A 19,878-nucleotide genomic window follows, 5' to 3' on the forward strand; every position below is an offset into this window, starting at 1 on the left:
TGACTTACATTTAAGACAAATTCATAAAAAGCTACTTTAAGAGAGATGGTGCCGACTGCCGGGATCGAACTGGCGACCTACTGATTACAAGTCAGTTGCTCTACCAACTGAGCTAAGTCGGCTTGTTCTCTTAAAGTGGTGGCTATTCTATCAAATTTTTTGAGATGCGCAAGTACTTTTTCATCTTTTTTTAAATTAATTTGATATAAATATTTAAGTCACTGATTAAGCTAGTTTTTTTATAAATAAAAATATGGTAATAAATTGGCTTTTTGCTTGCAGCCTTTATTTTTGCCATATCACTGGCTATTTAATTAGCGAATGCGCAAGCCGTTACAGGCCATTTCTACCGCTTTTATTAGTGCTAATGCTTTTTTATTGGTTTCATCCCATTCTTTTTCTGGTACAGAATCAGCTACGACTCCTGCTCCAGCTTGAATATGTATCTCACCACGGCGCATCACCGCAGTACGGATAGCAATGGCCGTGTCCATATTACCATTCCAACCTAAATAACCTACTGAACCGCCAAACACCGTTCGACGCACCGGTTCTATCTCATCGATGATTTGCATAGCGCGGATTTTAGGTGCACCCGATAGCGTCCCAGCTGGGAAAGTGGCACAAAACACATCTAATGCATCTTTGTCAGCTCGTATCGTGCCCTCAACGTTAGATGCGATGTGCATTACTTGTGAGTAGCGCTCTATAAACATCTTTTCTGTGACTTTGACACTGCCATACTCGCAAACGCGGCCAATATCATTGCGACCCAAATCAATGAGCATCAAATGCTCGGCTGTCTCCTTCTCATCATTTAGCAGCTCTTGCTCAAGCGCTAGATCTTCAGCTTCATCTCGGCCACGTTGCCGTGTCCCTGCTAGCGGCCTTACCGTCACTTTTCCATTTTCGATACGGGATAGGATTTCAGGAGAAGCACCGATAATATCAAAGCGTTTATGATCGTCGAGTGTATAACCATGCACCAAAAACAGATATGGTGATGGGTTTAGGTAGCGGAGCGCACGATAGACGGCTAGAGAGTCGCCTGTATAGTCCGCGGTCAAACGCTGCGCTGGTACTACCTGCATGACGTCACCTGCGGCAATGTAATTCTTTATTTTATTGACATCGCTACAATATTTTTCGGCACCTGTTTGCGATATAAATTTAGGCGTAGGCATTACAGGTGCGCGCAGGTTTGATGGCTCTGCTAGCTTTTCCTCGATTTGTTCTAGCTCACGGATAGCTGAACTGTAGCCATCCTCAGACTGGCAATTAGCATAGACGATGATTGATAGCGTATTCTCTAAATTATCAAATACAATAACGCTCATCGAAAGCATCAGCCACATATCTGGCATCGACATTGGATTGGGCGCATCAGATAAGCCGACACTTGGCTCAATAACACGTACCATATCGTATCCAAAGTAACCGACTAGACCGCCACTAAAGCTCGGCATCGTTGGCACATCTTCAGCGGTTGGCATGTGATACTGCGCCATCAGCTCACGCAGGTAATCAAAGGGATTCTCTACTGACTCTGTATCGATATGATCATTTCGTTTGGTCGTCATATTGCCATCAGCGTACTGCAAAATCAGATCACTACCCAATCCAATCATGGAGTATCGTGCCCAGCGCTCTCCACCTACCACAGACTCAAACAGATAGGCAGAGCCATTTAGATCACGTACTTTGGAGAATACAGATACGGGAGTCTGCGCATCCATCAGACGCTTTTTTACTAGCGGTGCGTGACTAAAGCCTCTATCTCTAAAAGCTTGGTATTCTTCAAAAGTCATCATAATAGCGCTCTCTTAGCACCTTATAGGCAGTAATAAACTATAAGCTACTCTATAAAATATAGCGCCAATATTCGCTAAAATATCGACGCTATAATGAGTCATTTGTTTAAAAAACGGCAAGCGCCACAAGGCTATTTATCAAGAATTACGACAAAGACCTAGTGTAGAATTGAATTATGCACCGCCCATATTAAACAACCATAAGGCCAAACCGATAATTAGAATGGTCACAAATACCCATATGAACCAGCCGCCGCTCGCTTTTTTCTCTACATGACCTGCATGAGCAGGGTTGCTGATTTCTTGATCCATCGCATTATTACCTTCGGTACCAAGATCGCGCGGCTGCCCTAAATTAGCCGTGCCTGAAAACTGGGCGCTAGCTGCTTGTTTGGCTTTTAAAACTTCAGGGTCAGCTTCTTCTTGTAACTCTGTTTTTGTCGTTTTGTCGTGTTCGTCTTGGACTGCTGGCTCTTCATGCATTACTGGCTCTTCATGCATTACTGGCTGCTCTTCTACCACTGGCGCGCTATCAGTAGATGCTGCATGTGATGACTCTGTAGACGTCACAGCTTCTGTTTCAGTTGCTGTTGGTACAGATGTGTCATCTACCCCTTCTGTGGCAACTGGCGTGTCTTCTACTGGCGTAGGCGATGCCGCATCCGCGTCAGACAGTACTTCATCAATCCCTGTTTCTTTGACAACTGACTCTGTAGCAACGGCTTCTTCAGTAGCTAGCTCTTCAACAGCTAGCTCTTCAACAGCTGGTTCTTCAAAAGCCGGCTCTTCAACAACTGGTTCTTCAACAACTGGTTCAACGGTTTCGTGCGTAGGAGTTACTGAGTCTTCGGTCATATCTGAGCCGGCATCTACAGGTACAGTATCATCTGTAGCAGGTAACATTTCTTCGATGCCAGTTTCTTTGATCACTGGCTCGTTGCCTGTTTGCTCTATGATCGGCTCTTCCTCAAGAACGCTTTCCTCAACTATTTGCTCTTCGGTCACAGGCTCACTAGCAGGAGTTTCTAGCACAGTAGCCGTGTCAGCATGCTCATGTGTATCTGCTACTGGCTCTTCTGTGGTCACTGGTGCTAGTGCCTCACTTTCCGTCGTCGCAGGTGCAGCAGATGCCTGTACTTGAAAGCTAAAACTTGCAAAGCCAAGCGTATCATCTGCTTTTAGATGACTAGATTCATTACCTTCGATACGTTGCTCATTGATAAACGTGCCATTAGAAGAATCTAAGTCCTTCACATACAGCTGACCATCTAGCACACTGAGCACTGCATGGTTGCGAGAAACCTGCTTGCTACCTAGCACTACGTCGTTATCACTACCACGACCTATAGATAAGCTATCACTAACTGTCAGTGTCAGGTCACCTAGCGCTTCGGTCAATGCATTCAGCTGCCAAGTTGCGCTTGCTGCCATATTCATACTATCTGTCTCGTTTGTCATGTTATAACTCCTTATTTTTCTATTGAATATCCAATGATGCTAAAAATAATAACTCTAAAATATTACTGCCAATTTATGATAAGTATTGTCGCTATTTCTTTAATAATAGTTGCCTAGTACGGTTTATTAAGTACTTTCCTCAAACACCATACAGTATTTACTTTGGTATAAAGCGAGGTTTTATGACTTTATCAAGCTTGCTATAGGGGATATTAAGGACAGGCATACCGTAAGCGTATGGACCGATAGAATAATGCTGATAACGAATGCTAACGCCTGTATCTGTCAAAGTCACATTATCACTCAACGTAAATGGCCAGTTTTCCTCATAACTGCTCACGTCTTCAGCAACCGTTTTAACCCACGTTTTATAAGCATCATAGGCAAGCGCCTCAAAACGAGGTTTTTTACCTGAGATAAGCATATCGTCAAGCGTGACTTGCTTTTTGGTACTTGGGTCAAATACTAGGTACTCGCTATAAGGCATGCCGTGTGCACCGCCCGTATAGACATAGGAACTAATCTCAAACAGTTCAAACTCATCGACATGACCTAAGTAATTAGGCGTTATTATCAGGTTATAACCCCACGACACATCATCAGGCATATCTTGAAATTGCGAGCTCACAAAGCTATCAAGGGCATCCGTAACTTCTTTTTCGCTGCTTTTACCCTTAATAGGTGCTGATTCTGTCATCTGACTATTGACGACTAAGTTATCGATACGAGCATTGGCAATCTCATCTATCCAGTTTTGACTGCTTTTGAGATATTTAACTTCAATCTCTGGACAGTTATCACGCTTGTCACATGTCTCTTGTATATTACTGGGTAGTTGATACGGTAGGTATTCAGTGCTGCTAATAAAGCTTCCTGCATTTACCGACATACTAACGGCACTTAACAATAGGCTGCCAGTCAACATAGCAATTGAACGTCTCTGGCTTACCTTTATCGAAAATAGATCAGCCGATATAGATTTATCATTAGTTTGAGTCGTAGTATGCATATGTCCTCTTTTATAAATATAAAACGCCATTCAATATTCTACCGTAACAATTGCAATGTATTGTAGGAAGACTGTTCACGTTTTTGAGGTGATGTAAGCAAACGGATATCTGATTCTTACTACTTAAGACGTAAATACAGGCAATAAAAAAGACACGGCTGGCGTGTCTTAATCAATAAACGATATAAGCGTATAAATAAATTTAATGTTCGCGAGTGCTACTAAAAGTCACTTCTGGATAGCGGTCTTGCATCAGCTGTAGATTGACGCGTGATGGTGCAAGGTAAGTCAAATAACCACCACCATCTATCGACAATTGGTCATGGGCTTTTTTCTTGAACTTCGCCAATGCTACTTCATCATCGCAATGAATCCAGCGTACTGTAGCTATCGATACTGGCTCAAAGGTACATTGAACTTTGTACTCTTCTTTTAGACGATGCGCGACTACTTCAAACTGTAGTACACCAACCGCACCCAAAACCAAATCATTATTAATCTGTGGCATAAAGACCTGCGTGGCGCCCTCTTCACTTAATTGTTGAAGACCTTTTTGCAGGGCTTTTGATTTAAGCGGATCTTTTAGTACCACACGGCGGAACAATTCAGGAGCAAAATGCGGAATACCTGTAAAGCTTAACTCTTCGCCTTCAGTGAAGCTGTCACCGATGGAGATGGTGCCATGGTTATGCAAGCCAATGATATCACCTGGATAGGCTTCTTCTAGCGCCTCACGGTCACCTGCTAAAAAGGTCAGCGCATCGGCAATACGTACGTCTTTACCCAGACGCACGTGCTTCATTTTCATGCCCTTCTCGTACTTACCAGAGCACACTCGCAAGAACGCAATACGGTCACGATGACGTGGATCCATATTGGCCTGAATCTTAAAGACAAAACCTGTAAAATCTGTCTCGGTGGCTGATACTTCACGCTCAGTCGTTGGATGGGCTTTTGGCGGCGGTGCATATTTGACCAAGGTATCAAGTACCATGTTCACCCCAAAGTTACCTAATGCCGTGCCAAACAATACTGGCGTCATCTCGCCAGCCAAAAATGCTTCAACACTGAACTCTTCTAGCGCCATCTGTACCAGCTCAAGCGACTCTTCAAAAGCGTCAAACATCAGTTGTCCTAGACGCTCACGGATATCTGGATAATCATAGCCTTCACGAGTCTCAGAGACCGTCATCTTGCCGCCATTACCTTTTTCATAAAAGTAAGTTTTATTTTCAGTCAAATGATAGACGCCAATGAAGTCTTGACCCATACCGATAGGCCAAGTCACTGGGATACATTTGATTTTTAGAACGGCTTCGATTTCGCTAAGCAATTCAAGCGGCTCACGAATCTGACGATCCAGCTTGTTGACGAATGAGATGATAGGCGTATCGCGCATACGACATACTTCCATCAGCTTGATGGTTCGTTCTTCGACACCTTTTGCACCATCGACCATCATCAGCGCACTATCCACTGCGGTCAAAGTACGATACGTATCTTCACTAAAGTCGGCGTGACCTGGGGTATCTAGTAGGTTGACCATATGGTCTTTATACGGAAACTGCATGACAGACGTCGTAATCGAGATACCACGCTCTTGTTCCATGCTCATCCAATCTGAGGTTGCATGACGATCTGTCTTACGGCCTTTTACTTCGCCCACTACCTGAATCGCTTGACCCCACAACAGGAGTTTTTCGGTCATGGTGGTCTTACCAGCATCGGGATGCGAGATAATGGCAAAGGTGCGGCGCTTAGCAACTTCTTTGTTTAATTTCTTTGGATCTACGCTCATAATTTTCAGCTTCAACAGTTATGTGATTTAGAAGTGACTCTAAATAAATAAAATAAATAATGGGCATATTGTAGCGGATTTAGCATCAGGGTGCAGAATTAGCGTATAAAAAAACACGCCCCGTTATTTCAACGAAGCGTGTTTTTGGGCTTTTAATTGCGATCATCATGCTTAATTAGCACGACTAACAGCCATCAATTCATCTTAATAGTAGCGTTCTATTTGCTCAGCTAAGAAGTCGCCAGCCACTTCATTGACGATTGTACAATCGACTACGTCAAAACGACTGTCTGTGTTCGGATCAGTGCTACCTTTGGCGACATAGTTTGCCTCATAGACGTCTTTTCCGTATTCAACACCGCTATACTCATAAGCAGGCTGATCATCGTATTCGAAAAACATGACTTGCGCAGCTTGTTGCTGATTGCCTACGCCAACTCCGAACTGAGAAGTTCTATGATCTCTATCCGCACTAAAGCGGGTTTTGGCCACTTCAATCCATCTCTCTATTGAGGCGTATCCAGTCTTGTTTTTCTCATTAAATGCCAAAAATGAGCGCTCACTGGTTACTACAGGGATGTAACAAACTGACCCTTCAGGAAAAGCAACATTGGTCGGAATTTCAGAATAGTTATTTAAGTCGGTAATAATACCGTATCTATTGTTCACGTTTGTACTAGCAACATAGCTGTTCGCACGCAGCCCTGATAAGTTAAGTGTCTTATAAGTGGTTTGGTAGTCTAGCTGGTTATTGGTGTTTTTTTCATAGATGGGGCGTTTGACCGTCCGATTATTAACCTCGATGTCTTTGTTTTCAAGTCGACCCTCGAAATCATCTGCCAGCACGGTTCTGTCTAAATCATTCAGGCTTTGATTACTATAACTGTTGATGAGATTGGTTGTTTTGATCTCGCGCGCACCAGTACGATACGTTTCATCAATACGCGCAATTGCCGTAGCATTGGCTTTGCTATCGTAACTATTAGCAAAGCTTGTCAATGTAATCTTGCTACTAGCCGTCCCATAAGCGCCGTCTTCTTCTTCGCATCCTATCAAAGCAAGCGTCGTCAAAAAACAAACACTAGGTATCGCAATCCATCTATTCATCAAACAATGTCCTTATGATTCAGATTTCTATTATCCGTACTGATAACGTATATATGGCTCATTACCGCTATTGTACCTCTTTGACGCCTATACGATAAGCTTGTAAATATAAAAACGAATAAAACTGAGCTCGAAATCTCATTTACAAACTAGCAGTATATATTTACTCTCTATGCACTGAGCTGCGTGAGCGATTTGTTATGCTAAGTTTCATATTAAGACTTACCACTCAAATATAAACATAAAAACTTACAACAAAGGATGTGTCATGAAATCTCTATACTCTACCAAATCTACTGTTACTGGCGGCCGCATGGGTACAGCAACCTTAAGCGATAGCGATCTTGAAATCAATATGGTACCACCAGGCGGTAATGAAAAAGGTAATAACCCTGAGCAATTACTGGCTATGGGTTATGGCGCTTGTTTTGATGGTGCTTTAGGCGTGGTCAAAAAAATGGAAAGCGCAACATTTGGCTCAACTGTTGAGACCTCTGTAGACTTATTACAAGGTGACAATCACGAATATAAGCTTGCCGTAAAAATCCATGTCATCGCTGATAATACAGACCTATCTGCTGACGAGATCCAAAAATTGGTCGAAAAAGCGCATGAAGTATGCCCATATTCGAAAGCGACCAGCGGTAACATCGATGTAGAAGTCTCTTCAGAAGTAAAATAACGCATTCAAAGACTCGTTATCAACGTCTATTGAATGACAAGTAGTCGATAGTCATCCAATACCAAAAGAACTCAGATTATCTGGGTTCTTTTTTTGTTTTTAGCAATTTATTTGTCTTAGACATGAAATATCGAAAACTCAATATAGATTTCAATAAAAAAGAACACGATAGAACATCTCGTAACGGTTAAGCAGTTCGGCACACGATGATTTTATCGTTATAATAAGCGTATATATTTTTATCTAATAGCTGATAAGTGACTTTTATGACTGATGACATAGCTGACAATACCACCGATAACGACCACAACTCTCACCAAGCGCTTGACCCCAAAGCATTACCAAACTTCGATAGCATGCCTAACGTGGCGCTGATGGATATCAGTCATGTAGACAAAGATCAGCCGCCTTTTATTTTGGTTGATGGATCCTATTATCTGTTCCGCACTTATCACGCCTTGCCAAAAACTATGCAAAACTCGCAGGGCCTAATCACCAATGCGATACGTGGCACACTTAACGCACTACTCAAGCTGATGCGTCGCTATCACCCTACCCACATGGCTGTCTGCTTTGACACCAAATCACCGACTTTTCGCCATCATATGTCTGCTGATTACAAAGCCGCTCGTCCGCCCATCGATGTCGAGCTGGTAGAGCAAATCCCTTATATTCATCGTTTGGTCACCGCATTAGGTATTCCTCTATTGCGTATCGAGGGTGCAGAAGCGGATGATATCATCGGTACACTTGCCTATCGTGCTGTCGAGCAAGGCCATCATGTGGTCATCTCAACGGGTGATAAAGACATGATGCAGCTGGTCAATGACTGCGTGATACTAGAAGACAGCTTTACAGGTAAAGTCACGGATACGCCAGCAGTAATCGATAAGTTTGGTATCAATCCAAATCAAATGATCGATTTCTTAACGCTAATGGGTGATGCCTCTGATGGTATCAAAGGCGTACCTGGTATCGGTAAAAAGACCGCTAAAGACCTACTCGTTGAGTATGGTGATATCGAAAACATGCTCAAACATATTGGCTTTATCAAAGGTCGCGGGGCAAAAGGTCTGATTGAACACGCTGACGATATTCCTTTTAATAGGAAGCTAGCCACCATCGTCACTAACTTAGCAATCGGTCAAGATTGGAATGACCTAAAAATCAATACTGACCCTTGTGCTCATATAGATGAATTGCGCGACTTATATAATGAGCTTGAGTTTAGAAATGAGCTGGCATCGCTTGACCATCCAAATCATCCTGCCAATGGCTCTAAAAGTGTTGCTGATAGCCAAGCCGATACGGAGTCACAGGCACAGGTGGCAAAATCGCTCCAATCAACTAAGAGCGACAACATCAAAGACAGCACTAACCATGATAAAGCGTGGCACACTGTACTCGATGAGCAAGCGTTTGATAGCTTGGTCGAATTGTTAGAAGCTGCTCCGCACTTTGTCATTGATACCGAAACCACTAGCGTTCATTGGCGTGATGCACAAATTGTCGGTTTATCCTTTGCGTTGCAAGCACACGAAGCCTATTACATTCCGTTTACGCATAGCCTAGAAGGTGATGAGCTAACTGCCAAGCAACTTGATCGTGATACAGTATTAGCTCGCTTAAAACCTATCTTAGAGAACCCAAATATCGGTAAAATCGGTCAGCATCTAAAGTACGATGCGCATATCCTCGCTCACTACGATATCGACTTAGTTGGTGCCATACATGAGCAGCCAAATAACTGGGCAATGGATACCATGCTTGCTAGCTATGTCATCAATGCAGCAGCCACTCGCCACGGTATGGATGATTTGGCACGCCATTATCTACAAACGCAAACCATCAGCTTTGAAGATGTGGCAGGTAAAGGCGCTAAGCAAGTTACCTTTGACCAAGTGGCTATCGATATCGCGAGCGATTATGCTTGTGAAGATGCCGATATCACCTATCAATTATTTGACGTGTTCAGCGTTGAGCTGGCTAACGATGCCAATAATGCCAAATTACTACACGAGCTAGAGATTCCAACAGCAGAGATACTTTGCCAAATGGAAGCGCATGGTATTTTGATTAAACGCTCCTTCTTAAACGAGCTATCAAAACGCTTTGATGAAGAAATTATCGCTCTAGAGAAGCGCGCTTATGAAGTAGCAGGTGAAGAGTTCAATCTTGGCTCTCCTAAGCAGCTCGGTGAAATGCTGTTCGAAAAGCTAGGCGTCGCTGGTGGTAAAAAAACCAAGTCTGGTCAATACTCGACTGGTGAGGCGGTACTATCAAAAATCGATCATCCATTGGTCGATATTACGCTAGAGTATCGCGGACTGTCCAAGCTTAAAAGTACTTATACTGATGCGCTTGATAATGTCGCAGATAGCGAAACCGATCGCGTGCATACTAGCTACCATCAGGCATTAACGAGCACTGGGCGTTTGTCATCGACAGATCCTAACTTACAAAATATTCCGATTCGTACTGCGACTGGTCGCTTAATTCGTCAAGCCTTTATCGCCCCAGAAGGTCGCGTTATTTTGGCTGCGGATTATTCACAAATTGAATTGCGTTTAATGGCACATTTTTCAGGTGATAAAAACCTAACTCATGCCTTTAATGAAGGGTTAGATATTCACGCGGCTACTGCTGCCGAAGTACTTGGTAAGGATGTCGCAGACGTCACTTCGACCGAGCGCCGTAATGCTAAAGCCATTAACTTTGGTCTGCTATACGGGATGAGTGCCTTTGGACTTGCCAAGCAGCTACAAATGAGTCGCGGTGAAGCACAAGACTATATCGATATGTACTTTGAGCGTTATCCAGGCGTCAAAAACTATATGATCAATACTCGTGCCAGTGCCTATGAGCAAGGTTATGTCGAAACAATATTGGGCCGCAAGCTCTATACGCCTGATATCAATCATAGTAACCGTATGGTCAAGCAAGGTGCTGAGCGCGCGGCGATTAATGCGCCACTACAAGGCTCTGCTGCTGATCTAATCAAACTTGCTATGATTGCCGTTGATAAAGTGCTGCTAAAAGCGCAAGCTAAAATGCTGCTACAGGTTCACGATGAACTGGTGTTTGAAGTAGATACCGATAAAGTAGACGAAGTTAGCCAGCTGATTACCGATGCTATGCAAGATGTATTGACGACTACGGCAGTAGAAAAAGGCTGGAATGTCGACTTTGCAGTGCCTTTATTAGTGGAGACTGATAGTGGTCAAAACTGGGATGAGGCGCATTAATCATTAACTGCCATTTAATCAAGCATGTAAGGCACGATTATTTATATACCTTGCAGATATGACAGTTTTTGATAACTGATACTACAATGAGTCATTATATATTGTTTATATTAACAATCACTTATGACCAGTTAGTTATATTTCATAACAGTAATATCTAGGTACGGAGTTTATAATAGGTCATCTGTTAAACCCTAACTATTCGATATTTTTGCTTTAAAGTGAGCCTTTGGGCTCACTTTTTTGTTTTTAACACATTCTTTTTGATACGCAGGAGTCATTTATCTTGAGTTCAGATGGCATTATTGAAATCCCTGGCATTATCCTTTTGGTAGTATGCCTATTGCGCAGTTCACAATATGTTATGAAAAGTCATGTCAAACAAATTAAGGCTTTTTGGCTAGCAGCCGTACTTATATTCGTCTCTGTCATTCGTCGAGAGTTGAACTATCTACCAGACTTACTGGTTCCAAGCGATTTTTCAATGCTTGGTCAGTCTTATGACTGGTGGGAGGACAGCGTCCTTACCGTTATCTATCTCGTCGCGCTTGGTTTGCTGGTCTACTCGAGGCATTACCTATGGGCAGTGCTAAAAAACGTGCCAGTTACGCTCTATCTTAGCGTTACTGTACTGGCTATCATTCAGTACATGGGTGAGAACGCTATTGTGTTCCCGCATACATTTGGTGAAATTGTCGAAGAGCTGGCGGAGACTGCCATTTATGGTATCGCCTTGACCTATTTATGGCGATTTAAACTGGCTGACTATCAGTCATGTCTAGTACAAAAGTTAAATTATAAGTTCGACCACGCCAATAATTAACACTATAAGTTTGATTTCTTATGTAGCAATCTTGCTATCGTATAAAGACTTAGCAAAAATTTTATAAACAATTACGGCTACTCATCTTGAGTAGCCGTTTTGCGTTCTAATCATCGTCTTACATTTTTTGAACATCCTGTCACACCTTACTACTAGTGAAAAGTTGAATAAGCGTACAAACTGAGAAGCATATTATTTACATTGCAATGAGCGATGACTTTAACAAGTCAGCGCGATATTTTTATTTCTAATGATGGCGACATCTAATAACTACAATAAGGAATTATTCATGGAAAATTCAAAAAACCCACTACCAAAAGAGATGGATCATATTGACGGTAATCGTCGTGACAATAATGACAACGTCGATAACTTAGATAACAATAATCAGGATGAACAAGACAACCAATTGGTCGATTTGGACAATCCTATGCTGCATACTATTGATAACGATGATGTGATTGATAATAGTGCGGGATTTAATAACTCAGAAGTCGGTAGTGATGCGACCCAAGGGCTGACACCTGCGCATCGTCAAAATATCGATGAGTCACGTGTCGATGAGATTTTGGTTCAGGACAACCTTGATGACAGCGATTATCCAGATGCCATGGATATTGTTGATAGAGAAGCGGCCGAACGTAGCAACGGTGATGATTTTTAGAACTTAGTACGATTGTTGATCTACCTCTCTAAACCAAAAAAGCACACTTAACTATATTAAGCGTGCTTTTTTCTATTCTACTATTCAATTTACTAAAACAGCGACTCTTAATTGACTAAACCCAGCCCTCTAACGTGCCAGCCCAACCTTTTACTAGAGGCAAGCTCAATGCTTCAAGCAATTCAATATGTGTCTCATCAAGGTTCAACGCAGGAATATAATGATACTCTTGCCCGCCTGCTTCAAGAAAATTATCACGGTTTTCAATGGCTAACTCTTCTAATGTTTCTAGACAGTCTGCTGAAAACGCCGGACTAATCACCTGTACCGAGCGCACACCTGACTGACCCCAATCTTCCAAAACCACATCAGTATATGGCTTAACCCACTCTTGCTTACCAAAGCGAGACTGGAAACTGATAATCCATTCATCTTCTGTCAGGCCAAGTTCATGTGCCACTTGCGCAGCCGTACATTTACAGCGTTTAGGATACGGATCGCCTTTATCAGCATAAGGCTGCGGGATACCATGAAAACTAAACATCAATTTTTCAGGCTTGCCATGCTTCTCTTGAAAACGGCGAATAGAGTTGGCCAATGCTTGAATATATAGTGGATGGGCAAAGTAATCTTTGACAATCGTATAATTTGGCAAGTTGCGTTGCTTGAGCGTCCACTTCGTCAGCGCATCATATACAGCACCACCTGAAGAGGCAGAGTACTGTGGAAACAACGGCAGAATAACAAAATGATCAACCCCTTCACCACGTAGCGCATCCATAACGTCAGGCAAACCAGGGTTACCATAGCTCATCGCAGGATGCACGGAGACTCGAAATGGTGCCACACTATCAGCCAAACGTGGTTCTAATAGCTCAACTTGGCTTTTTAGTATTTTACGAATTGGTGAATCACCTTCCCAAATACTGGCGTAAGCCTTTGCTACGCGCTTAGGACGACTTGGTAAGACAAATAGATTCAGAATAATAGCCCATAGGAATTTGGGAATCTCAATCACTCGTGGGTCTGACAAAAACTGTTTGAGGTAGCGACGTACGGCAGGGGCCGTTGGCTCATCTGGTGTACCAAGATTCACTAACAAAACGGCAATACGTGGGGGCAATTTAGGTTTCATAGCAGCACTTTATTAGCAGTAAGTTATTAAGGGTGAGGTTAAAATAATAAGAGACGATACTGTTAAGACACAGTTGAATAGACACTTCATTAGTGTAGCATTTTATCCATTAATGACGCGCGCTAAAAGCGCCCCCATACAATTTGATACGCAGTTGCTATTTATTAACTCTTGATTACTTGATGCTGGCGGCTCACTCGTTATTCATTTCTAGCGCACCTTCTATAAAAACTATGATCGATGCGCTCGAAAGGCGCGCTCGATGGTTGTACTCCAACGCGCATCACCATACAATAGGCAGGCCCAGTTTATAAAAACCGTGTAGGTAAAATAGCCTGTTAGCAACGTGCCATTTTGCTTTTATTTTATTGATGATTGTAGTCTTGCGAGGTAGCTTTGAACGCACGCTCTGATAATACCAGTGACCAGCATCCTAATTCACAACCTCACCCTAATGGCTCAGACAATACCGATAGTGCTGTAGGGTCTGTGGGTGTCGTTACGCCTCAGAATTTTCATTTCGCTGAGCCCTTAACGTTAGAATGCAACCGTACCCTGCCCTCGTTTGACTTGATGGTAGAGACTTACGGTACGCTCAATAGCAATAAATCAAATGCGATTCTGATTTGTCACGCGTTATCGGGCAATCATCATGCAGCTGGCTTCCATAGCGCTGATGACAAAAAAGCAGGCTGGTGGGACAATATGATTGGCCCTAATAAAGCGATTGATACCAATCAGTTTTATGTGGTCTGTGTCAATAATATCGGCAGCTGTTTTGGTTCAACAGGGCCTACCACTATTAACCCTGATAGCGTTGGTTCGGATAGTGTTAGTTCGGACAGCCTTGATGCAAATAGCAGCGATGAGCCGCAAGTGTATGGCCCTGATTTTCCGCTGATCACCATCAAAGATTGGGTAAAAACCCAAGCAATGCTTTCAGATCGTTTAGGCATCGACGTTTGGCACGCCATTGTCGGCGGCTCAATGGGCGGTATGCAAGCGCTACAATGGTCTGTTGATTATCCAGAGCGATTAAAGCGCTGTGTGGTCATCGCCAGTACGCCAAAGCTATCTGCTCAAAATATCGCCTTTAACGAAGTGGCGCGCCAATCTATATTATCCGATCCTGACTTTAAAGACGGGCGCTATATACAAGAAGGCACTTATCCTCGTCGCGGACTGATATTGGCGCGTATGGTTGGCCATATTACCTATTTAACTGATGACGCAATGAAAGCCAAATTTGGCCGTGATTTAAAATCAGGTAAATTCATGTATGGCTACGATGTCGAGTTTCAGGTCGAAAGCTACCTACGCTATCAAGGCGAGCGCTTTAGTGAAAACTTCGATGCCAATACTTATCTACTCATGACCAAAGCCTTAGATTACTTTGATCCGACGCGCGACTACCCATCAACGGTAGTAAAAGACACTACAGAGTCGGCAGTGCAAATAGAAGACTCAATCGCGGCCTCAGTCGAGTCTAGCAAAGCGAAGGCACAGAGTGAGTTAGAAGATACAGTAACGACGATTGAAGATATTGAGTCTGATCGTCAGCAAGAGCTTTCTGCGCTCAAAGCAGCCTTTGCTCATACACAATGCCAATATCTGGTCGTGTCATTCACTACTGACTGGCGCTTTGCACCTGAGCGCTCGCAAGAGATTGTCGATGCGCTGATGGCCACTGGCAAACCAGTCAGCTATATCAATATTGACGCGCCGCACGGACATGATTCCTTCTTGTTCGATATTCCTCGCTACATGGGTGCAGTTAAAGGATTTTTGACTGCGCCATTTATTACCCCTAGCCGCTCAGCCACAGGAGAACGCTCATGAGAATGGATCACCAACTGGCAGAGCGCTGGATTGCACCACAAGCACACGTACTGGACTTAGGTTGTGGCAATGGCGAGCTGCTTGCCCACTTACAGCAAAAACTAGGCGTAACAGGTTATGGACTAGAGATTGATGAAGACAAAATCAATGAAGCGATTGGCAATGGCTTATCGATTGTCGAGCAGGACCTGAACGATGGTCTAGCGCGCTTTGCTGATAACAGCTTTGACACGGTCGTCATGGCACGTGCCCTACAAGCAGTAAAAGCACCTGACGAGTTGTTGCTTGATATGCTGAGAGTCGCCCGTGAAGCAGTCATCACCTTCCCTAACTTTGCGCATTGGCAAAACCGTATTCATTTAGGGCTTAAAGGTATGATGCCTGTTTCTGAAGCGCTGCCTTACGAATGGTACAACACGCCAAACATTCATCTATGTACCTTCAAAGATTTTGAGCTGTTGTGTGCGCAGCATGATATTCATATTATTAATCGTTTTGCGGTTAGCGATTCTGAAAAAGGTCATACACCTTTGATGAAGGCGTTAATTAGGCAAGCGCCTAACTTGTTAGCAGACGTCGCTATCTACCGAGTGACCAAAAAATAGCCGCTAAATTATCAGCTGTCTTTATATTTTGTAGACTGTTAAACAGTGCTGTACATACTGATATTAACCTTAATGGATTGTTAACCTAATATAATTTTTTAGTAACTGTCTGATTTTGTTAAGGACAATCAGGTACAAACGTCTATGAGACCTTGTAATTAGTATTTGAGTTTCGTAAGTTTGGGTGTTAAGCTAGCAAAATATTGTCAGCCATCCCACTATTACGACCGTTTGTCTAATCAGTTAGGGTGAAATCTCTGATTTAGAGATGGCAACCCCCTTTTGCTAATGATTAGGTAAGTTCATATCGCAAGATTCCACCTAATTGTTATCGCCGTCTAACTGTCTTTAGCGAGACAATGTTTAGCGGTACAATTTTTTTTGCTTATTAACTGCCTAATTTTGGAGCTGCTATGAAATTATTAAAAGCTGCGTTGTTTACTGCATTATTTTCTTGTGCTGGTTTAGCCAATGCTGAGTTAATATCAAACGTACCGCTTGATACCTCACGTTTTGAACTCATGCCTGTGAGCGAGTTGTCTAGTCGTGCCGCCCAAGGTAACGATCACGCTCAATTCTATTTGGCCAAGCGTTTGCAAAAAGGTGAAGGTATTGCGCAAAATACCCAACAAGCAATCCAGTGGTATACCAAAGCCGCTCAGCAAGGCGTTGCTCCTGCTCAGTTGAATCTTGCCATCATGTATTTGCGCGGTGAAGGTGTACAGCCTAACTTACAACAAGCCCGCCTGTGGTTAGAAAAAGCTGCAATGCGTGGCGATAACCGTGCTAGCTACACGCTTGCGCTGCTAGATGAAAAGCAAAAAAATCTGGTCGATGCCTATAAATGGTATGACTTAGCTGCCCGTGATGGCATGTTAGACGAAAAAGTCCGTAACAAAGCGCGCGGTAAAATTGGTCAGTTGGCATTGAACTTATCAAGTGATGATATCGCTAGTGCTCGTAGCAAAGCGGATACTTGGTTCCAGAGTAAATAGTATCTAGTTTTCGTATCACGAATTGAATATAAAAAAAAGCTCAGTATTTTACTGGGCTTTTTTGTTTTCTATAACATCAAGCCAAGCATTACAAACTATTCAAAACCCATCTAAAATTTGCTACACTACGCGCGCATTAACCAATTCCACAATTTTGTTAATGCTTTAAATTGAAAAGTTACTTTAACCCCAACGCACTAGGTTTGCGACCTAGCCAGCAGGAGAAAGACATGAGCACCTCTCAAGATAGTAATATCAAAGAAACCGCGATAACGGACAACAATTCAGCCCCTGTATACGATAGTGTGACCAATAATATCGTCGTTGCCGCACTATATAAGTTCACGCGCTTTGCTAATTTTGAGCAATATCGTGAGCCTATACTAAACACTATGCTCGATAACGATGTAAAAGGCACGTTGTTACTTGCCAGCGAAGGCATTAACGGTACGATTTCTGGTACGCGTCAAGGTATCGATACTGTTCTTGACTACCTGCGTAGTATTGAGGCGATTGGTACGTTTACCTTTAAAGAGTCCTATACTGATGCACAGCCTTTTTATCGCACTAAGGTGAAGCTGAAAAAAGAAATCGTTACTATGGGTGTAGAGAATATCGATCCATTGGAATCAGTTGGTCGCTATGTAAAACCAAGCGAGTGGAATGCGTTAATTTCAGATCCTGAAGTCACCTTGATCGACACGCGTAACGACTATGAAGTGCAAATTGGTACTTTCCAAAACGCAGTCAATCCAAATACTGAAACGTTCCGCGAGTTTCCAGAATACGTTACAAAAGAGCTTGATCCAACCAAGCATAAAAAAGTGGCGATGTTCTGTACAGGTGGTATCCGCTGCGAAAAATCTACTGCCTATTTACGCGAGCAAGGGTTTGAAGAGGTCTATCATTTAGAAGGCGGCATCCTAAAATACCTTGAAGAAGTCCCTGCTAGTGATTCTATGTGGCAAGGTGACTGCTTTGTTTTTGACAACCGTGTGTCAGTAAACCATAACTTAGAAAAAGGCAGCTACGAGCAGTGTTTTGCTTGCCGTATGCCGATCACTGTCGATGACATGCAAAGCCCTGCCTATATCAAAGGCGAATCTTGCCCACACTGTATCGACAAGGCAACCGATGAGCAAAAAGCCCGTTTCCGTGAGCGCGAGCACCAAATGCAGCTAGCCAAGAAGCGTGGCGAAGCCCATATCGGTAGCGACGTGATGGATGTAATCGAAAAACGTAAAGCCGCCAAAACGGAAGCGCGTCTACAGGCAGAAGCTGCAAACAACACTAAAGCGAACTAAACTTAACATTAGTACAATAAAAAAGAAGTGAAATAAAAAAGAGAGGCTCTAATCAATAGAGCCTCTCTTTTTTTATGATAAATCTTCAGTGCCTACCAAAACTATTAGCACTGATATAGTTAATCCAATTTGAAAGCGGATTGACTATATTAGAATAAGATACGTACGCGGATAGTCTCTTCTACATCTTTTAACTGGTCTAGTGCAGCGGTCGAATCATTGTAATCGACATCCATCACTAGATAACCAACATCACCTTCTGTCATCAGGCTCTGCGCTAGGATGTTAATGCCAGCTTCAGCAAATAAGCGGTTAATCTGAGACAGTACGCCTGGCACGTTTTTGTGAATATGTAGCAGACGATGCGAGTTTTCTTTAAACGGAATAGAAACTTCTGGGAAGTTCACAGCCGTCGCCGTATCACCTTGGTCAGAGTATCTAACAAACTTATCTGCTACTTCTAGTCCGATATTGGCCTGTGCTTCTTGTGTTGAACCACCGATATGCGGCGTCAAAATCACATTATCAAACTTACGTAGTGGTGACTCAAACTCTTCGTCAGCTGACTTTGGCTCTTTCGGGAACACATCGATAGCTGCGCCCAAGATTTTACCAGACTCAAGCGCATCCGCCAGATCATCAATCTCAACACACGTACCGCGAGCCGCATTGATAAAGTAGCTGCCTTCTTTCATTTGAGCGAACTGCTCAGCTTTCATCATATAGCGAGTGCTTGGTACATCAGGTACATGCAATGTCACGATATCAGCCGTTGATAGTAGCTCTTCTAGGCTACCAACTTGTACCGCATTACCTAGTGGCAATTTGGTCACAGCATCATGATAAATGACTTTCATACCGAAGCTTTCTGCTAGCACAGACAGCTGCGAGCCAATAGAGCCATAACCGACGATACCGATAGTCTTGCCACGTACTTCGTGTGAGTTGGTCGCAGACTTACCCCAGCCGCCGCGATGTACGGTTGCATTCTTTTCGGGAATACCGCGATACAGCATAATGGCTTCTGCCAATACTAGCTCAGCTACCGAACGAGTGTTCGAGAATGGCGCGTTAAAGACAGGGATACCAAGATCACGAGCGGCGTCTAGATCTACTTGGTTGGTACCAATACAAAAGCAACCAATGCCGATAAGCTTGTGTGCGTGCTCAAGTACTTCACGCGTCAACTGAGTGCGCGAACGAATACCGATAAAGTGAGCATCTTTGATCTTTTCGATCAGCTCGTCTTGATCTAAGGCGTGACTGATATTCTCGATGTTGTGGTAACCAGCTCCTTCCAATACTTTTAGGGCATTGTCATGTAGACCTTCAAGCAATAAAAACCGGATTTTGTCTTTTTGTAGTGATAACGCCATATGAGAACTGTCCTATAATTGTTTTAT

Annotated in this window: 15 protein-coding genes and 1 tRNA gene; 8 read left to right on the forward strand and 8 right to left on the reverse strand. The window is 43.1% G+C overall.

Annotated elements, in window-relative coordinates:
• Positions 1-46: 46 nt before the first annotated feature.
• From ACTXGF_RS24860 to ACTXGF_RS24885, 6 genes are all read right to left on the reverse strand, one after another.
• Positions 47-122, reverse strand: a tRNA-Thr gene (locus tag ACTXGF_RS24860).
• Positions 123-314: 192 nt separating this feature from the next.
• Positions 315-1,811: an anthranilate synthase component I gene (gene trpE / locus ACTXGF_RS24865; RefSeq protein WP_443535618.1), complete on the reverse strand. Its 1,497-nt coding sequence runs from the start codon at positions 1,809-1,811 to the stop codon at positions 315-317.
• Positions 1,812-1,985: 174 nt separating this feature from the next.
• Entirely contained in the window at positions 1,986-3,269 is a 1,284-nt protein-coding gene (locus tag ACTXGF_RS24870) for an FHA domain-containing protein (RefSeq protein ID WP_443535620.1), read from the reverse strand.
• 157 nt (positions 3,270-3,426) lie between these two features.
• Positions 3,427-4,278: an RsiV family protein gene (locus ACTXGF_RS24875; RefSeq protein ID WP_443535622.1), complete on the reverse strand. Its 852-nt coding sequence runs from the start codon at positions 4,276-4,278 to the stop codon at positions 3,427-3,429.
• A 202-nt stretch (positions 4,279-4,480) separates the two neighbouring features.
• Entirely contained in the window at positions 4,481-6,076 is a 1,596-nt protein-coding gene (locus ACTXGF_RS24880; protein WP_102094627.1) for a peptide chain release factor 3, read from the reverse strand.
• A gap of 204 nt (positions 6,077-6,280) precedes the next feature.
• Positions 6,281-7,183 carry a hypothetical protein gene (locus ACTXGF_RS24885; RefSeq protein WP_443535624.1) on the reverse strand — a complete coding sequence of 301 codons (903 nt, stop codon included), beginning with the start codon at positions 7,181-7,183 and terminating at the stop codon, positions 6,281-6,283.
• Positions 7,184-7,451: 268 nt separating this feature from the next.
• On the opposite strand from ACTXGF_RS24885, the gene ACTXGF_RS24890 reads away from it, so the two are divergent.
• From ACTXGF_RS24890 to ACTXGF_RS24905, 4 genes are all read left to right on the forward strand, one after another.
• Positions 7,452-7,865 (forward strand): Ohr family peroxiredoxin, encoded by a 414-nt coding sequence (locus ACTXGF_RS24890; RefSeq protein ID WP_057758473.1) that lies wholly within the window; start codon positions 7,452-7,454, stop codon positions 7,863-7,865.
• Between the two features lie 266 nt (positions 7,866-8,131).
• Positions 8,132-11,110 carry a DNA polymerase I gene (gene polA / locus ACTXGF_RS24895; protein ID WP_443535627.1) on the forward strand — a complete coding sequence of 993 codons (2,979 nt, stop codon included), beginning with the start codon at positions 8,132-8,134 and terminating at the stop codon, positions 11,108-11,110.
• Between the two features lie 364 nt (positions 11,111-11,474).
• On the forward strand, positions 11,475-11,933 hold the full coding sequence (locus ACTXGF_RS24900; RefSeq protein WP_443535628.1) for a hypothetical protein: 459 nt from the start codon (positions 11,475-11,477) through the stop codon (positions 11,931-11,933).
• Between the two features lie 289 nt (positions 11,934-12,222).
• Entirely contained in the window at positions 12,223-12,597 is a 375-nt protein-coding gene (locus tag ACTXGF_RS24905; protein WP_443535629.1) for a hypothetical protein, read from the forward strand.
• A 115-nt stretch (positions 12,598-12,712) separates the two neighbouring features.
• On the opposite strand, the gene hemH is transcribed toward ACTXGF_RS24905, so the two are convergent.
• Positions 12,713-13,732, reverse strand: coding sequence for a ferrochelatase (gene hemH / locus ACTXGF_RS24910; RefSeq protein WP_443535631.1), 1,020 nt, complete (start codon positions 13,730-13,732; stop codon positions 12,713-12,715).
• Positions 13,733-14,221: 489 nt separating this feature from the next.
• Between hemH and metX the strand changes: the two genes are divergently transcribed.
• The 4 genes from metX to trhO all read left to right on the forward strand — a co-directional run bounded on the left by metX (position 14,222) and on the right by trhO (position 18,475).
• Positions 14,222-15,571, forward strand: a complete 1,350-nt coding sequence (gene metX, locus ACTXGF_RS24915) for a homoserine O-acetyltransferase MetX (protein ID WP_443535637.1) — start codon at positions 14,222-14,224, stop codon at positions 15,569-15,571.
• Positions 15,568-16,176 carry a methionine biosynthesis protein MetW gene (gene metW / locus ACTXGF_RS24920; protein WP_057758464.1) on the forward strand — a complete coding sequence of 203 codons (609 nt, stop codon included), beginning with the start codon at positions 15,568-15,570 and terminating at the stop codon, positions 16,174-16,176. Before metX ends, metW begins: the two co-directional genes overlap by 4 nt.
• A gap of 413 nt (positions 16,177-16,589) precedes the next feature.
• The gene (locus ACTXGF_RS24925; RefSeq protein ID WP_057758462.1) at positions 16,590-17,171 is read left to right on the forward strand and encodes a tetratricopeptide repeat protein; all 582 of its coding nucleotides are present in this window, start codon (positions 16,590-16,592) and stop codon (positions 17,169-17,171) included.
• Between the two features lie 230 nt (positions 17,172-17,401).
• Positions 17,402-18,475 carry an oxygen-dependent tRNA uridine(34) hydroxylase TrhO gene (gene trhO / locus ACTXGF_RS24930; RefSeq protein ID WP_443535633.1) on the forward strand — a complete coding sequence of 358 codons (1,074 nt, stop codon included), beginning with the start codon at positions 17,402-17,404 and terminating at the stop codon, positions 18,473-18,475.
• Between the two features lie 149 nt (positions 18,476-18,624).
• Here trhO and serA read toward each other — a convergent pair whose 3' ends face one another.
• Positions 18,625-19,851 carry a phosphoglycerate dehydrogenase gene (gene serA, locus ACTXGF_RS24935; protein ID WP_057758460.1) on the reverse strand — a complete coding sequence of 409 codons (1,227 nt, stop codon included), beginning with the start codon at positions 19,849-19,851 and terminating at the stop codon, positions 18,625-18,627.
• Positions 19,852-19,878 lie beyond the last annotated feature (27 nt).

Source organism: Psychrobacter sp. 1Y6, from assembly GCF_052258385.2.
Lineage (GTDB): Bacteria > Pseudomonadota > Gammaproteobacteria > Pseudomonadales > Moraxellaceae > Psychrobacter.

What these genes read in the sequence shown, in the direction of transcription:
- ACTXGF_RS24870 (WP_443535620.1), bottom strand. Translation starts at nt 3,269, where the DNA reads ATGACAAACGAGACAGATAGTATGAATATGGCAGCAAGCGCAACTTGG.
- ACTXGF_RS24905 (WP_443535629.1), top strand. Translation starts at nt 12,223, where the DNA reads ATGGAAAATTCAAAAAACCCACTACCAAAAGAGATGGATCATATTGAC.
- hemH (WP_443535631.1), bottom strand. Translation starts at nt 13,732, where the DNA reads ATGAAACCTAAATTGCCCCCACGTATTGCCGTTTTGTTAGTGAATCTT.
- serA (WP_057758460.1), bottom strand. Translation starts at nt 19,851, where the DNA reads ATGGCGTTATCACTACAAAAAGACAAAATCCGGTTTTTATTGCTTGAA.
- ACTXGF_RS24900 (WP_443535628.1), top strand. Translation starts at nt 11,475, where the DNA reads ATGAAAAGTCATGTCAAACAAATTAAGGCTTTTTGGCTAGCAGCCGTA.
- ACTXGF_RS24885 (WP_443535624.1), bottom strand. Translation starts at nt 7,183, where the DNA reads ATGAATAGATGGATTGCGATACCTAGTGTTTGTTTTTTGACGACGCTT.
- polA (WP_443535627.1), top strand. Translation starts at nt 8,132, where the DNA reads ATGACTGATGACATAGCTGACAATACCACCGATAACGACCACAACTCT.
- trpE (WP_443535618.1), bottom strand. Translation starts at nt 1,811, where the DNA reads ATGATGACTTTTGAAGAATACCAAGCTTTTAGAGATAGAGGCTTTAGT.
- ACTXGF_RS24890 (WP_057758473.1), top strand. Translation starts at nt 7,452, where the DNA reads ATGAAATCTCTATACTCTACCAAATCTACTGTTACTGGCGGCCGCATG.
- metW (WP_057758464.1), top strand. Translation starts at nt 15,568, where the DNA reads ATGAGAATGGATCACCAACTGGCAGAGCGCTGGATTGCACCACAAGCA.
- trhO (WP_443535633.1), top strand. Translation starts at nt 17,402, where the DNA reads ATGAGCACCTCTCAAGATAGTAATATCAAAGAAACCGCGATAACGGAC.
- ACTXGF_RS24880 (WP_102094627.1), bottom strand. Translation starts at nt 6,076, where the DNA reads ATGAGCGTAGATCCAAAGAAATTAAACAAAGAAGTTGCTAAGCGCCGC.
- ACTXGF_RS24925 (WP_057758462.1), top strand. Translation starts at nt 16,590, where the DNA reads ATGAAATTATTAAAAGCTGCGTTGTTTACTGCATTATTTTCTTGTGCT.
- ACTXGF_RS24875 (WP_443535622.1), bottom strand. Translation starts at nt 4,278, where the DNA reads ATGCATACTACGACTCAAACTAATGATAAATCTATATCGGCTGATCTA.